Origin of the sequence: Candidatus Kinetoplastibacterium sorsogonicusi, assembly GCF_003072465.1 — a bacterium.
Classification (GTDB): domain Bacteria; phylum Pseudomonadota; class Gammaproteobacteria; order Burkholderiales; family Burkholderiaceae_B; genus Kinetoplastidibacterium; species Kinetoplastidibacterium kentomonadis.
This window is the reverse complement of the sequence record NZ_CP025628.1, coordinates 400,632-416,540: the sequence shown is the minus strand read 5'-3', so window position 1 is coordinate 416,540 and position 15,909 is coordinate 400,632. Positions and strand designations below refer to the sequence as shown.

Genomic DNA, 15,909 nt, shown 5'->3' with positions numbered 1-15,909 from the left:
AATAAATAAATATTTGTTTTCTATTGTAAAGTCATGAGACAAAATCAATGTTTGTCTGATAAAATAATATAATTAAAGTATAATATTGATATTATTGAGTTTATTAATATAAGTAGTAAATTTAGTAATAATTTATAAATTTCGGTCTGTATATTTATTCAGATCAATTGTTCTATTTTTTTATTTAATTGTAAACATGGTTGATTTATTTAAATTGGTTAATAATGTATTAGTCAATACAGATATTGAGTTAGTTGATATAGAAAGATCAGCTAACGGTTTACTCAGAGTTATTATTGATAAACCATGTGGTATACAGATAAACGATTGCGAACTAGTAACTCGAGATTTAATGAGGGTATTAGAAGTATATAAAGTTGATTATAATAGATTAGAAGTAACATCTCCAGGTATAGATAGATCTTTAAAAAAAGAATCTGATTTTTTAAAATTTATTGGTCATCGTATTGAAATTAAATTTCATGAACCTATAAACGGATGTAAAAATTATTTAGGTATTCTATACTTAATAAACTCTAATCCAGAAGATATTAATGAAGGTATTGATTGCAATTATCAAAATAATATTATATTTGGTTTAGAAGTTGAAAATAAAAAAGAAAAATCTAATATTATTAACTTTACATTTAACTGTGTGGATCGGGCAAAACTTGCTCCTATTCTTGATTTCAAGGGAAAAAAAGATGAGTCGCGAGATTCTTCTACTTGTAGATGCTTTAGCACGTGAAAAAAATGTTACTCGTGAAATAGTTTTTATTGCTTTAGAAAATGCACTATCTTTTGCAATGAAAAAACATTTCAAAGAAGATATTGATATAAGAATTTCTATTGATCGTAATAATGGTTCATATGAAGTATTCAGGCGTTGGTTAGTAGTATGTGATGAATTTGGCTTACAAGAACCAGATAAACAGGAAATTTTATCTGATGCGATTGAATTATATCCTGATATTTGTGTTGGAGAATATATAGAGGAAAAATTAGAACCAATTGAATTTGGTCGTATTGGTGCACAAGTTGCTAAACAAGCTATTTTACAACGTATTAGAGAAGCAGAAAAAGAACAATTATTAAATGATTTTTTAGATAAATCAGAAGGTATTATATCAGGTACTGTTAAAAGGTTTGATAAAGGTGATGTAATAGTTGAAACTCATAGAATTGAAGTTAGATTACCAAAATCTGAAATTATTCCTAAAGAAAATTTGCGTATTTCTGATAGAGTCAAAGCAGTATTTTTAAAAATTGATAATAATATATCACGAGGTAAACAAGTAATTATATCAAGAACTTCTCCTGATTTTATAATCAAGTTATTTGAAATAGAAGTTCCTGAAATAGAACAGGGTTTATTAGAAATCAAAGGTGCTTCTCGTGATCCAGGTATAAGAGCAAAAATAGCTGTTATAAATCATGATAAAAGATTAGATCCTATTGGTACATGTGTTGGTATAAGAGGCTCTAGAGTCAATGGAGTTAGAAGTGAATTAGGTGGAGAGCAAATAGATATAGTATTGTGGTCTGAAGATCCAGCTCAATTTGTAATTAATGCATTAGCACCAGCAAGTGTAGACTCTATTTTTATTGATGAAGAAAATCATGCAATGGATGTTGTAGTTGATTCTGATAATTTACCAAAAGCTATTGGTACTAAAGGGCAAAATGTTAAACTTGCATCTGAGTTAACTAAATGGAAAATTAATATCGTTACTAAAGAAGAAAATTTAGATCGACAAAATAATGAAATTATTAATATCAAAAATATTTTTATAGATGATTTAAATATAGAGGAAAATATCGCTGATATTTTGATAAATGAAGGATTTACTAGTATTGAAGAAATAGCTTATGTGCCAATACAAGAATTATTAGATATTAAATTTTTTGATAAAAAAATAGTTGATAATTTAAGATCTAAAGCACGTAATTTTCTATTAACTGAAGCAATAGCAAATGAAAAAAGATTAGAAACTAGTAATTTGCTTGAAATAGAAGGAATTACAGTTGATTTAATTAAAAAACTATCAGAAAAAAATATACTTACTAGAAATGATTTAGCTGAGCTATCTACTGATGAATTGGTAAATTTTACTGGCTTGAATGAAAAAGAAGCAAGCAGAATTATAATGCTCGCTAGAGCACCTTGGTTTGAAAAATAATATAAAATATAATATAAATTATAAAAGGAATTTAATGTCTATTTACACAGTAGAACAATTTGCTTTAGATCTTAAGATGCCAGCTAATATACTTTTAGAGCAATTACGTTCTGCTGGTGTATATGTAAATTCTATAGATAGTCAAATTAGTGAAGAAGATAAATCAAAATTACTTTTGTATTTACAAAAGTCTAGAGGTATTGAATTTAATAGAGATAAGATTACTTTAACTAGAAAAAAAACATCTGAAATACATCAATCTGATGTAATGGGTCGATCTAGAACTATTCAAATTGAAGTAAAGAAAAAAAGAACTTTTCTAAAAAAAGATGAAAATAATTTAAATAATCAATTAAAAGATAAAGAAAACTTTGACTGTAATAAAAATTATAACTCTAATAATTTTGAAAATTTAAACTTCAATAATATGGATAAAATAACATCAAATGTTAAGAATACAGAAAACTTCAAAAAAGAAGATTTACAAGGAATTTCTAGTATGGTAAAAGATAATGAAGGTAACTCTAAACCTAAGATAAAAAATAAAAAAATCATGGAGAATTCAGAAATCAATTCTTCTAAAGAGAACTTAAAATCTAAATCAACTAAAAATATTAATAAATCTGATAAATTTTATACAAATAATAAAAAAAATATAGATAATTCATTAAAGAATTCTTACAAAAAAGATACTATAATTGATACAAAATTACATACCAAAAAAGAATCTCAAATATATAAAGCAAATCCTAATTCTGTTAGTGATTCTAGAATAGAGGTTGAAAATGAATCTGCTGCTTTGAGAGCTATGTTAAATCGTCCAAGAAAAGTTTTAAAAGTACCAGAAAGTGACTTGATAAATGAAAAACATATAGCAAAACGTTCACTCTCTTCCAATAAAAAAGATATAAAAACTAATTCTTCTAAAAAAATTGGTAAAATTAGTGAAGGCATATCACGATGGAAAGATGAAGAAACTTATAAAAAGCAAGAAAAAATAAATAAAGGATTCATTTCTACAATAAATGAATCTAATAAATGGAAAATTAATAATACAAAAAATATAAATAAATCTAGTAAATTACGTAATAATATATTAAATAAATCTTCTGTAATACAACAACCAGTTATACAAGAATTTATACAGCGCACTATACATATTCCTGAAACTATTACTGTTTCAGATTTGGCTCATAAAATATCAATTAAAGCTGCTGAAGTTATAAAAAGTTTGATGAAATTAGGTCAAATGGTAACTATAAATCAGGTATTAGATCAAGAAACAGCAATGATAGTAGTAGAAGAATTAGGACATATATCTGTTGCTGCTAAATTAGATGATCCTGAAGCTTTTTTAGATGAACCTGTAGCAAAAAATTTGCATTTACAATCTAGAGCACCTGTAGTAACAATAATGGGTCACGTTGATCATGGAAAAACTTCCCTATTAGATTATATACGTAAAGCTAATATAGCTAGTGTAGAAGCTGGGGGTATTACTCAACATATTGGTGCATATAATGTAATTTTAAAAAATGGATCTATAACTTTTCTTGATACCCCTGGGCATGAAGCTTTTACAGCAATGAGAGCAAGAGGCACTAAAATTACTGATATAGTAATTTTAGTAGTAGCTGCTGATGATGGTGTTATGCCACAGACTAAAGAATCTATTAAACATGCAAAATCAGCTAATGTTCCTATTATTGTAGCTATTACTAAAATAGATAAAAATACAGCTAATTATGACAAAGTTAAACAAGAATTAATTTCTGAAGATTTAATACCTGAAGAATATGGTGGTGATGTACCATTTGTGTTAATATCATCTAAAACAGGTGTAGGTATTGATGATTTACTTGATAGTATTTTATTACAAGCTGAAATGTTAGAGTTAAAATCTGCAATAAATGCAAAAGCTAAAGGCACTATAATAGAAGCTAGATTAGATAGAGGAAGAGGTCCAGTAGCTACTGTTTTAATTCAAAGCGGAACATTAAATAGTGGAGATATTGTTGTTGCAGGAGCTAGTTTTGGTAAAATTAGATCTATGGTAGATGATAAAGGTAAATTAGTAAAAACTGCAGGTCCTTCTATACCAGTTGAAATTCATGGGCTTACTGGTATACCTTCTGCTGGTGATGAATTAATATCTTTAAATGATGAACGTAAAGCGCGTGAAATAGCTTTATTTCGACAAGGTAAATTTAGAGATGTGAAATTTGCAAAACAAAATGCAGCTAAATTAGAGAATATGTTTGATGATGTTAATAACAATGAATTTAAAGTTTTATCTATAATAGTAAAAGCTGATTTTCAAGGCTCACAAGAAGCTATTTCTTCATCATTGATAAAATTATCTAATGAAGAAATTAAGGTACAAATTATATATTCTGGTGTAGGTGGAATATCTGAAAGTGATGTTAATTTAGCTATTGCATCTAACGCAATTATTATTTCATTTAATGTTCGTAGTGAAATTAATGCGAAAAAAATAGCAGAAGCTAATGGAATAGATATTCGCTATTACAGTATTATATACGATGCAATAAATGATGTAAAATCAGCTATGTCTGGTATGTTAAGCCCAGAAAAAAAAGAAGAAATTATTGGATTAGCTGAGATTAGAGAAATATATAACATTTCTAAAATTGGTAAAATAGCTGGTTGTATGGTATTAGAAGGAATTGTTAAAAAAGATGCTAAAGTAAGACTTATTAGAGATAATATTGTTCATTGGACAGGACAAATAGAGACATTACGCAGATTTAAAGATGATGTTAAAGAGGTAAAATCTGGATTTGATTGTGGTATTACTTTAAAAGCATGTCCTGATATTAAAATAAATGATAAAATAGAAGTTTTTGAGATAAAAGAATTTGCAAGAAGTTTATAATGAAAATATCTATTAATAAAAAAAATTTTTCTTTAAATTCTAATAGAAATTTAAGAATATCAAATCAAATAAAAAAAGATTTATCATTATTTATAAATAAAGAGATTCCTCATAAATATGGTTTTATTACTATTACAGATGTAAATTTAACTGTTGATTACGCTTATGCAAAAATTTTTTTTACAGTATTTGGTGGTAATTCTGTAGAGGAAACTTTAAATATACTCAATAAAAAATCAGGAATAATGCATTCGTATTTATATAAAAACTTCCATATTCATACAATTCCCACAATAGAATTTATATATGATAATAGTATTGAATATGGCATGAAAATTTCTCAATTAATTAAAGAAGCTAATAAATAATTTTTTATTTATATTAGCTAATATTTGATAATGTCTAATAGTCTTTATAATCCAATAAATAAAATATTATTACTAGATAAAAACATAAATATATCTAGTAATAATATTTTACAATATGTCAAAAAAATAGTTAATGCTAAAAAAGCAGGGCATACTGGTACTTTAGATCCGTTTGCTACAGGATTATTAATTTGCTGTTTTGATGCAGCTACAAAAATATCAAAATATTTTTTAAATTCAAATAAAACATATATAGCAACTATTCAGCTTGGTTCTGAAACAGATACATGTGATTTAACAGGCAAAATAATAAAGTTTATTGATTTGGAAAATTTTGTTTTAAATGAAAATTTAATAACAGATATTATTAGTACATTTCATGGAGAAATAGAACAAATTCCACCAATGTTTTCTGCTATTAAGAAATCTGGTATACCGCTATACAAATATGCAAGAAAGGGAATAAATTTTGAAATTACTCCTAGAAAAATATTTATATATAAAATATTAATATTAAATATTCAGCAATATCAAATTACAATAGAAATAACTTGTAGTAAAGGGACATATATCAGAGCATTAGCTAGGGATATTGGACAAAAATTAGGTTGTTTTGCACATTTGCTTGCATTACGTCGAACTCATATAGATCATTTGTCTGTTAATGATGCTATAACTTTAGAAACTTTAAAAAAATCCTTAAATCCAAAAGAATTTTTGAGAAATATCGATGATATTTTAATTATAAATAAATAATGAGGATGAATTATATGTCAAAACGTTTAAGAAACGTTGCTATTATAGCTCACGTTGATCATGGTAAAACTACTATGGTAGACCAGTTATTACATCAATCTGGTACATTTAGAGCTAATCAATCTATTAATGAAAGAGTAATGGATTCTAATGAATTAGAAAAAGAACGCGGTATTACTATTTTATCCAAAAATTGTGCAGTAGAATATTCTAATACTCATATAAATATAATCGACACTCCAGGTCATGCTGATTTTGGTGGAGAGGTAGAAAGAGTTTTGTCTATGGTTGATGGTGTATTATTATTGGTAGATTCAGTAGAAGGACCTATGCCTCAAACAACTTTTGTAACAAAAAAAGCTTTACAGTTAGGTTTAAAACCTATAGTTGTTATTAATAAAATTGATAGACCTGGTGCAAGGCCAAATTTTGTAGTAGATGCTACTTTTGATCTCTTTTATCGATTAGGTGCTACTGAAGAACAACTAGATTTTCCAGTAATATATGCATCTGGTTTATCTGGATATGCCGGATTAGATAGCAATGTACGTTCTGGTGATATGAAACCATTATTTGATGCCATTTTAAAATATGTCCCTCAAAATAATTCTAATCCTAATGAACCATTTCAAATGCAAATAAGTTCTTTAGATTATAATAATTATGTTGGTAAAATAGGTATAGGACGCATTAATCGAGGTCGTACATATACAGGTATGGAAGTATGTTTATGCAGTGAATCTGATGGAGTTATCACTAAAGCAAAAATTAATCAAATATTGAAATTTAATGGACTAGAAAGAGTTGTAGTCAATGCAGCTGAGGCAGGTGATATAGTTTTAGTTAATGGAATAGAAGATATTTCTATAGGTATTACTCTTACAGATATAAATACACCAGAAGCTTTACCGTCTATTAATATAGATGAACCTACATTATCTATGAACTTTATGGTTAATACTTCACCTTTAGCTGGTAGAGAAGGGAAATTTGTAACAAGCAGACAGATACGAGATAGGTTATATCGTGAATTAAAAACTAATGTAGCTTTACGAGTAAAAGATACTAATGATGATACTGTATTTGAAGTTTTTGGAAGAGGTGAGCTACATCTAACAATATTAATTGAAAATATGCGAAGAGAAGGGTATGAACTTGCTGTATCAAGACCTCGTGTAATATTTAAGGAAATTAATGGAATTATGTGTGAGCCATTTGAATCTTTAACTATTGACATAGATGATAATTGTCAAGGAAATATTATGGAAGAGATTGGCCGTCGCAGAGGTGAATTAAAAGATATGGTTTCAGATGGTTTAGGGCGTACCAGACTTGAATATATAATACCTGCAAGGGGTTTAATAGGTTTTCAAAATGATTTTTTAACAATTACCAAAGGCACTGGATTAATAAGTCATATATTTTATAAATATGATCAAATAAAAGAAGGAATGTTGGGGGAAAGACGAAATGGATCTCTTATTAGTCAAGAGTCAGGTAATGCTGTAGCTTATGCTTTATGGAAACTTCAAGAACGTGGAAAAATGTTTGTTAAACCAGGTGATTCTGTATATGAGGGTATGATAATTGGTATACATAGTAGAGATAATGATCTTGTAGTTAATCCAATTAAATGTAAACAATTAACAAATATACGTGCATCTGGTACAGATGAAGCAATTCGTTTGATTCCTCCGATTAATATGTCTCTTGAATATGCTGTAGAATTTATTAATGATGATGAATTGGTTGAAATTACACCTAAATCTATACGTATTAGAAAAAGACATTTATTAGAAAATGAAAGACGCAAGTTTGCTAGACAACAACAACATTAAATAATCTTTTAATATTTCAAAATGGATATTTTACTATTAATAGATGCTTCTAGTTATTTATATAGAGCATTTCATGCTATGCCTAAATTAAAAAATAGTAATAATGAACCTACTGGTGCTATATTAGGCGTTATCAAAATGTTACAAAAATTACTAAGCCAATATAATCCAAAATATGTAGCATGTGTGTTTGATTCGCATAATAGTAATAATGTCCGTAAAAAAATATTTCCACAATATAAAGAACACAGAAAAAAAATGCCAGATGAATTAATAATACAGCTTGATAATATAAAAGAAATTATTAGTTATCTGGGATTACCTATAATAATAAGTAATGAAGTAGAGTCCGATGATGTAATAGGCACATTAGCATATATGGCAAAAAAAGAAAATTTAAATACAGTCATATCTACTGGTGATAAAGATTTAGCACAGTTAGTAAGCAATAATATTACTATTGTTAACACAATGAATAATGAAATATTAGATGAAAAATTTGTACTTAAAAAATTTGGTGTTTCTCCAAATATGATAGTAGAATTTTTAATGTTAGTAGGAGATAATTCTGATAATATACCAGGTGTTAATAATATAGGACCTAAAACTGCAATTAAATTATTGAATACGTATGGTTCTTTAGATGGCATAATTAAATCTTTAGATACAATCAAAAGTTCAATTTCTGAAAATATTAGAAAATCTATACCATTCTTTCCTATTGCTAGGTCTTTAATAACTATACAAACTAATTGTTATATAAAAGATCAAATTAAATCATTTGATGATTTTTTAGTTAAACAGCCTAATTATGAAAAATTAAAAAATAAATATCAAGAGTTAAATTTCGATATATTATTAAAAGATATAAATAAACATAATTTTCAGCAAAATTTATTATCAAAAGAAAAATTTGAGTTTTTCAAATTTCAAATTATTGAAAATTGGGATGATTTTGTTATTTTTTTTGAAAAAATTTCTAATGCAAAATATGTTGCTTTACACTTTATTACTACATCTTTAGATTTTATGAAATCTAAAATTTCAAATATTTCTATTTGTATAGATAATAATCTTATCTATCATATTTGTTTTGAAAGAGATAATAATTCTAAATTTTTATTAAAAAATGAAGTGTTAAATTACATGGCATCATGGTTATCTGATAAAAATAAGAAAAAAATTTTGTATGATGCTAAAAATATATTACATTTACTTGCAAATGAAGGTATATCTATAGATGGATATGAAGATATAATGATTCAATCTTATATTTTAGATACTCATTCTAGTATAAAAATAAAAGATCTTTCTCGTAAATTTTTAAGATATAATTTATTATTTAGCGATATTAATAAACAAATACATCATGAAAAAAAATATGAAAAATTTAGTGATATTAATCATATCTATAACTCTATAGAAAATGTTAACATATATTATCAATTATTCATGATATTTAATCAAATTATTCAAACTAATACAAAATTGTTGAAAATATATAATTTAGAATTATCTATTTCTTTAATATTATTTAATATTGAACGTTATGGAGTTTGTATAGATCGTAATGAATTACAATTACAAAATAATTATATAAATTCAAAAATTTCTTCTATAGAAAAAAATATATTTAATATTGTTGGTTATGATTTTAATTTAAATTCTCCTAAACAGATCAGTGAAATTTTATTTACAAAATTAAAATTACCAATTATTAAAAAAACACAATCAGGACAACCATCTACTAATGAGGATGTTTTAAAAAAATTATCAATACAATATGATTTACCTAAATATTTGCTTGAACATAGAAGTTTAAATAAGATAAAATCTACATACACTAGTAATTTACCTAAAATGATTAATGAATGTACAGGTAAATTACATACACATTATTCACAAGTTTCTGTTATTACAGGAAGATTATCTTCTTCTAACCCAAATTTACAAAATATTCCAAACCGTATAGGAATTGGAAAAAATGTTCGTAAAGCATTTATACCAGAAAAAAATATTTTGATCTCAGCAGATTATTCGCAAATTGAGCTTAGAATTATGTCATATCTATCTGGAGATATAAATTTACAAGATGCTTTTTTTAATAACCAAGATATACATACAGTTACTGCCTCTGAGATTTTTCATATACCATTAAAAAATGTCAATAATAATCAACGCCAAGCTGCTAAAAGCATTAATTTTGGACTTATATATGGTATGAGTGCTTTTGGTTTATCTGTAGCTTTAAATATCAGTAAAATTGAAGCTAATGAATATATTAAAAAATATTTTAATAAATACCCTAAAGTGCTTGAATATATGAATAATATATGCTTATTTGCACATGAAAACGGATATATTGAAACAATATTTGGCAGAAAATTACTAATACCAGATATAAATAATAAATCAATAATAAGTCAAAAAACAGCTGAAAGATTAGCAATTAATGCTCCGATACAAGGAACAGCATCTGATATTATCAAAATTGCTATGATCAAGTTAAATGATTGGATTAGTAATAAAAAATTATCTTCAAAAATAATCATGCAAGTACATGATGAATTATTATTAGATGTGGAAAAAAATGAAATTGATGATATACTTTTCAATCTACCTGATATAATGTGCAAAATACAAGATTGTGATATTCCTCTTAAAATTAATATTGGTAAAGGTTATAATTGGCATGATGCACATTAAATTAACAAAATATTTTTTATTTAAAACTATCTAATTATATGCTTTTTTATATTTTTATATCTACAATATCTAGCGGAATAATAGCATTAATAATAGCTAATTTTTTAACTTATGCTAAAATTTTTAGTAAATATTTGAATAATATGGTAAGTTTTTCTGTTGGCGTATTATTGTCAGTATCTTTATTACATTTATTACCAGAAGCTTATGATCATTATATAAATGATTCTCATTTATTATTCACAATAATGTTAATATCTTTTATATTTTTGTTTAGTTTGGAAAAAATTTCTTTATTGAGACATAATCATCACCATGAAGGAGATGGTCATAATCATATTTCAGGTTATGATCAATATGTAGCCGGTAAAGGTGGTTATTTATTACTTATTGGTAGTTCATTACACAATTTATCAGATGGAATATTAATTTCAGCTGCTTTTTTAAGTAATACTGAATTAGGATGGCTAACTTCTATTTCTATAATGGTACATGAAATTCCTCATAAATTAAGTGATTTTATTGTTTTACGTAATGCTGGTATCAATACAAAAAATTCATATATTTTAATTTTAGGTTCTAGTTTATTTTCAATATTAGGTGGATGTACTGGATATTATGTATTAAAAATGAGTGAAATAATATTGCCATATTGCTTAGTTATAGCTGCTAGTAGTTTTATATATATAGCAATAGCTGATCTTATGCCTCAAATGAATGAAAAAACTTCATTCAAAGAGGTAATATTTCAATTAATGTTAGTAATATTTGGAATTTTATTAATATTTTTTATCACTAATTCTTTACATGGATGTCATTGAATTATTATAGTAATAAATATTTAATAATTTAATTTTTATAAAAATTTATCCCTATTTGTATTTTATTTTTGCCATGTTGAATTCTATGTATATTAGTATCTCTTAAAGAATAAGAACATCCACAATATTCTTGTTTATAAAAATTTTCACGCTTACTAATTGTTATCATTCGTTGAGAACCACCATTTTTTCGCCAATTATATGTCCAATATTTTAAATTTTTATATTTATTGGCAACTAACAAACCAATACGATTTATTTGTTCTAAATCTTTCCATCTAGAAATACCTAAAGAACTAGTAATGATATCAAAACCATTATTAATAGCATATTGAGCTGTTTTTTCAAACCGCATATCAAAACAAATTGAACATCTTTCTCCACGCTCTGGACATTTTTCAAAACCTTTAACTTTATTAAACCAATTTATTACATCATAATCAGCATCAATGAATTCTATATTATGTTTTTTAGCGAATTTTATATTTTCTTCTTTTCTAATATTATATTCTTTTAAAGGATGTATATTAGGATTATAAAAAAATATAGAAAATTTTATTTCAGAAAAAATTAAAAATTCGATTAATTCACCTGAACAAGGCGCACAGCAAGAATGAAGTAATAATTTATTACATCCATCAGGCAGGCTAATTTTATCTTTATATTGCATAATCTTTATTAAATAAAATTTATTAACGTTTCATCATTTCAAAAAATTCAGAATTATTTTTAGTAGATCTCATTTTATCTAAAATAAATTCTATTGATTGAATTTCATCCATATCATGTATAAATTTTCTTAATACCCAAGCTTTTTGTAATAAATCATTTTTAATTAATAATTCTTCACGACGAGTACCAGATTTATTTAAATTTATAGCTGGATAAACTCTTTTTTCAGCTATACGTCTATCTAAGTTAACCTCTAAATTACCAGTACCTTTGAATTCTTCATAAATTACATCATCCATTCGGCTACCAGTTTCTATAAGAGCAGTACCTAGTATTGTTAAAGAACCGCCTTCTTCTATATTTCTAGCTGCACCAAAAAATCTTTTTGGTCTTTGTAGTGCATTAGCATCAACTCCACCAGTTAATACTTTACCAGATGAAGGTATAACTGTGTTGTAAGCCCTTGCTAATCTTGTTATTGAATCTAAAAGTATAACTACATCTTTTTTCATTTCTACTAAACGTTTAGCTTTTTCTATAACCATTTCAGCTACTTGTACATGTCGAGTAGCTGGTTCATCGAAAGTAGATGCAACTACTTCACCTTTTACAGTTCTTTGCATTTCTGTAACTTCTTCAGGTCTTTCATCTACAAGCAAAACTATCATAAAAGCTTCAGGGAAATTAGCTGCAATTGCATGTGATATGTGCTGCATCATAACTGTTTTACCTGATTTAGGACTAGCTACTATTAATCCTCTTTGTCCTCTTCCTATTGGTGCAAAAATATCTAGAATTCGGCCAGTAAGATTTTCTTCACTTTTTATTTCTCTTTCTAATTTTATGTTTTTATTTGGGTGTAATGGAGTAAGATTTTCAAACATAATCCTATGTTTTGCTTTTTCTGGTGTAGCTCCATTTACTTTTTCAACTTTCACTAAAGCAAAATAGCGCTCACCATCTTTAGGAGTTCTTACTTCTCCTTCTATTGAATCTCCAGTATGTAAATTAAATCTACGAATTTGAGATGGAGATATATATATATCATCAGTACTAGCTAAATAAGAAGTTTCAGTTGATCTTAAAAACCCAAATCCATCAGGTAAAACTTCAAGAACACCATCACCAAAAATTTGTTCTCCTTGTTTAGCTCTTTTTTTCATAATTGCAAACATCAGTTCTTGTTTGCGCATGCGGTTTGCATTGTCAATCTCTAAGTTGGAAGCAATTTCTAATAATTGAGATACATGCAACGTCTTTAATTCATTAAGGTGCATTTTTTGAAGAAAAATTGAAAATGTTTATCTGAGACTGTTTATTTAATTTAAAAAACATAAAAATAAACTATCTTAAATTTATAATAGAAATTATATAATAAAAACTTAATAAAAATTTAATAAAAACTTTATTGAAAGTTTGAAATATTTTACATAAAAAATATTATACTATAATAAAAAAATACTATTTCATAGAATATAATCTTACATTATAAATTACAATTTTGCTACATATATTAACACACTTGTTATTATTTTTAATTTAATATTTGAAGTTTATTAATTTTAATATAAATATAATTGTTGTTAACATATAGCAAGATTTTAATAAAAATAAATATATGAAAAATAATCATTTAATCAATATTAATAATGAATTACAAAATAATTATAAAAAATATAATGTAAAAATAATTTCATTAAAATACATATCAAATTATATAATAATATTAAAATTAAAAATAGTTGATATAAAAAAATTTTTTTATAATCCTGGCCAATATATAAAATTATATATTGATAAAGATATTAGGCAATATTCTATTGCTGATTACATTGATGAATATCAGATAATAGAATTGCATATTAAATATTCATATAATGGAATATTTTCTAAATTTCTTCATGAACATAAAAGAAATAATATCTATCAAATAGAAGGACCATTTGGAAATTTTTATATAAAAGATATTAATAATAATAATCAAATTATAATTTTTATAGCTGGAGGAACAGGATTTGCAGCCATTAAAGCTATTATTAATAATATAATAAGAAATAATTATTATTATAAAAAAATATATTTTTATTGGGGTGTATCTGACATTAATGACTTTTATATGCAAGATATAATATATTATTGGCAAAATAAAAATAAAAATTTTGAGTATATACCTGTAATTTCAGCATATAATAAATTTAAATATTCATCACATTATAAATTTGGACATTTACATGATGTTGTCATGAATGATTTTGATGATTTATCAGCAATTCAATGTTATGCTTGTGGTTCACCAGATATGGTAAAAATTATATATGATAATTTAATCAAGTACAAAAAATTATCGCACGATAATTTTTATAGTGATGTTTTTATTCCTAAAAAATAATATAGGATTATATAAATGAAAATAACAGTCTTAGGTAGTGGTATACAAGGAATATGTAGTGCTTGGTGGTTAACTAAATTAGGACATGAAGTTACTGTTATAGATAAATGTTCTAGTGCAGCTTTAGAGACTAGCTTTGCAAATGGAGGTCAAATATCTGTTTCATATGCAGAACCTTGGTCACATTATAAAAATATATATAAGATAGTAAAGTGGTTATTTCAATCTGATTCACCATTATCATTTAAAGCAAAATTAGATATCAATCAATGGAAATGGATATTTTCTTTTTTTAAAGAATGTTTACCAAGTAATTTCGAACACAACCTTTCATCAATGATAAAGTTAGCACATTATAGCAAAATTACATTAGATGAATTAAATAATGAATTAGATATCAATTATCAAAAAAGCAAATGTGGAATTATACGTTTATATTCAAATCAAAATGATTTAGAACAAGCAAAAAAATTTATCAAAATTATGAATTCTTTAGGTGTAAACAGGGAGATAATTTCTAAGGAACATATTTTAAATCTAGAACCAAACCTAAAATCTTATATTAATTGTATTATAGGTGGTGATTATACATCTAGTGACGAAAGTGGAAATGCTTTTTTGTTTACAAAAAATTTAGCTGAATTATGTAAACAAAATGGTTGCAAATTTTTATATAATACCAATATTAATCAATTAATTATTAAAAATAATAAAGTAGAAAAAATTGAATTAATTAAAGATGATGGTTATTATGATTATATTTATTCTGATGCTTATGTAGTAGCATTAGGTAGTTATAGTTCTATACTTTTAAGACCTATAGGAATAAATTACAACATATATCCAGTAAAAGGATATTCTGCTACTTTTAATATCGTTAATGATCAATTAGCACCTAAAATTAGTTTAATAGATAATAATAATAAATTAGTTATTTCACGCTTAAATGATAAATTAAGAATAGCTGGTTTTGTTGAACTATCTGGATATTCAAGATCTCTAAATATGAAAAAATGTCAAATGATAACTAATTTAGCTAATAAATTTTTCCCTGATGCGCTGGATATAAAAAAAGTGCATTACTGGGCTGGTCTTAGACCAGCAACACCATCTGGTGTTCCATATATAGGCAAAACTAAATTTTGTAATTTATATATTAATTCAGGACATGGCCCTCTGGGATGGACTATGGGTATAGGTTCTAGTAAAGCTTTAGCAGATATCATTAATGGTAATAAACCAGTTATAGATTTCCCATTTTTGGGTTAAAATTTTTATAAAAT

General features: G+C 25.4%; 12 protein-coding genes. 10 read left to right on the top strand and 2 right to left on the bottom strand.

Going from position 1 to position 15,909, the window contains the following annotated elements; all coding sequences use genetic code 11:
• The first annotated feature begins 196 nt into the window (after positions 1–196).
• The 8 genes from rimP to CKSOR_RS01950 are packed head-to-tail and all read left to right on the top strand — an operon-like array spanning position 197 to position 11,565.
• On the top strand, positions 197–748 hold the full coding sequence (gene rimP, locus CKSOR_RS01985) for a ribosome maturation factor RimP (protein ID WP_108673920.1): 552 nt from the start codon (positions 197–199) through the stop codon (positions 746–748).
• Positions 705–2,180 carry a transcription termination factor NusA gene (gene nusA, locus CKSOR_RS01980; protein ID WP_108673919.1) on the top strand — a complete coding sequence of 492 codons (1,476 nt, stop codon included), beginning with the start codon at positions 705–707 and terminating at the stop codon, positions 2,178–2,180. Before rimP ends, nusA begins: the two co-directional genes overlap by 44 nt.
• Positions 2,181–2,214: 34 nt before the next feature.
• Positions 2,215–5,076: a translation initiation factor IF-2 gene (gene infB / locus CKSOR_RS01975; RefSeq protein WP_108674222.1), complete on the top strand. Its 2,862-nt coding sequence runs from the start codon at positions 2,215–2,217 to the stop codon at positions 5,074–5,076.
• Positions 5,076–5,444, top strand: coding sequence for a 30S ribosome-binding factor RbfA (gene rbfA, locus CKSOR_RS01970; RefSeq protein WP_108673918.1), 369 nt, complete (start codon positions 5,076–5,078; stop codon positions 5,442–5,444). Before infB ends, rbfA begins: the two co-directional genes overlap by 1 nt.
• Before the next feature lie 30 nt (positions 5,445–5,474).
• The gene (gene truB, locus CKSOR_RS01965) at positions 5,475–6,200 is read left to right on the top strand and encodes a tRNA pseudouridine(55) synthase TruB (protein ID WP_108673917.1); all 726 of its coding nucleotides are present in this window, start codon (positions 5,475–5,477) and stop codon (positions 6,198–6,200) included.
• A 14-nt stretch (positions 6,201–6,214) separates the two neighbouring features.
• A complete protein-coding gene (typA, locus tag CKSOR_RS01960) occupies positions 6,215–8,038 on the top strand; it encodes a translational GTPase TypA (protein WP_108673916.1) in 1,824 nt (607 codons plus the stop codon).
• 21 nt (positions 8,039–8,059) lie between these two features.
• On the top strand, positions 8,060–10,744 hold the full coding sequence (polA, locus tag CKSOR_RS01955; protein WP_108673915.1) for a DNA polymerase I: 2,685 nt from the start codon (positions 8,060–8,062) through the stop codon (positions 10,742–10,744).
• Between the two features lie 38 nt (positions 10,745–10,782).
• The gene (locus tag CKSOR_RS01950; protein WP_108673914.1) at positions 10,783–11,565 is read left to right on the top strand and encodes a ZIP family metal transporter; all 783 of its coding nucleotides are present in this window, start codon (positions 10,783–10,785) and stop codon (positions 11,563–11,565) included.
• Between the two features lie 28 nt (positions 11,566–11,593).
• Here CKSOR_RS01950 and CKSOR_RS01945 read toward each other — a convergent pair whose 3' ends face one another.
• Positions 11,594–12,235 carry an epoxyqueuosine reductase QueH gene (locus tag CKSOR_RS01945; RefSeq protein ID WP_108673913.1) on the bottom strand — a complete coding sequence of 214 codons (642 nt, stop codon included), beginning with the start codon at positions 12,233–12,235 and terminating at the stop codon, positions 11,594–11,596.
• A 22-nt stretch (positions 12,236–12,257) separates the two neighbouring features.
• Complete coding sequence (rho, locus tag CKSOR_RS01940) at positions 12,258–13,514, bottom strand: transcription termination factor Rho (RefSeq protein ID WP_108673912.1); 1,257 nt, start codon at positions 13,512–13,514, stop codon at positions 12,258–12,260.
• 341 nt (positions 13,515–13,855) lie between these two features.
• Between rho and CKSOR_RS01935 the strand changes: the two genes are divergently transcribed.
• Both CKSOR_RS01935 and CKSOR_RS01930 read left to right on the top strand, forming a co-directional pair.
• On the top strand, positions 13,856–14,626 hold the full coding sequence (locus CKSOR_RS01935) for an FAD-binding oxidoreductase (protein WP_108673911.1): 771 nt from the start codon (positions 13,856–13,858) through the stop codon (positions 14,624–14,626).
• Positions 14,627–14,641: 15 nt separating this feature from the next.
• On the top strand, positions 14,642–15,895 hold the full coding sequence (locus CKSOR_RS01930) for a D-amino acid dehydrogenase (protein ID WP_108673910.1): 1,254 nt from the start codon (positions 14,642–14,644) through the stop codon (positions 15,893–15,895).
• The last annotated feature ends 14 nt before the right edge of the window (positions 15,896–15,909 follow it).

Excerpts from the sequence above, each read along its gene's own strand:
- polA (WP_108673915.1), top strand. The coding sequence starts at position 8,060 with ATGGATATTTTACTATTAATAGATGCTTCTAGTTATTTATATAGAGCA.
- rimP (WP_108673920.1), top strand. The coding sequence starts at position 197 with ATGGTTGATTTATTTAAATTGGTTAATAATGTATTAGTCAATACAGAT.
- nusA (WP_108673919.1), top strand. The coding sequence starts at position 705 with ATGAGTCGCGAGATTCTTCTACTTGTAGATGCTTTAGCACGTGAAAAA.
- rbfA (WP_108673918.1), top strand. The coding sequence starts at position 5,076 with ATGAAAATATCTATTAATAAAAAAAATTTTTCTTTAAATTCTAATAGA.
- CKSOR_RS01945 (WP_108673913.1), bottom strand. The coding sequence starts at position 12,235 with ATGCAATATAAAGATAAAATTAGCCTGCCTGATGGATGTAATAAATTA.
- truB (WP_108673917.1), top strand. The coding sequence starts at position 5,475 with ATGTCTAATAGTCTTTATAATCCAATAAATAAAATATTATTACTAGAT.
- CKSOR_RS01930 (WP_108673910.1), top strand. The coding sequence starts at position 14,642 with ATGAAAATAACAGTCTTAGGTAGTGGTATACAAGGAATATGTAGTGCT.
- rho (WP_108673912.1), bottom strand. The coding sequence starts at position 13,514 with ATGCACCTTAATGAATTAAAGACGTTGCATGTATCTCAATTATTAGAA.
- infB (WP_108674222.1), top strand. The coding sequence starts at position 2,215 with ATGTCTATTTACACAGTAGAACAATTTGCTTTAGATCTTAAGATGCCA.
- typA (WP_108673916.1), top strand. The coding sequence starts at position 6,215 with ATGTCAAAACGTTTAAGAAACGTTGCTATTATAGCTCACGTTGATCAT.
- CKSOR_RS01935 (WP_108673911.1), top strand. The coding sequence starts at position 13,856 with ATGAAAAATAATCATTTAATCAATATTAATAATGAATTACAAAATAAT.
- CKSOR_RS01950 (WP_108673914.1), top strand. The coding sequence starts at position 10,783 with ATGCTTTTTTATATTTTTATATCTACAATATCTAGCGGAATAATAGCA.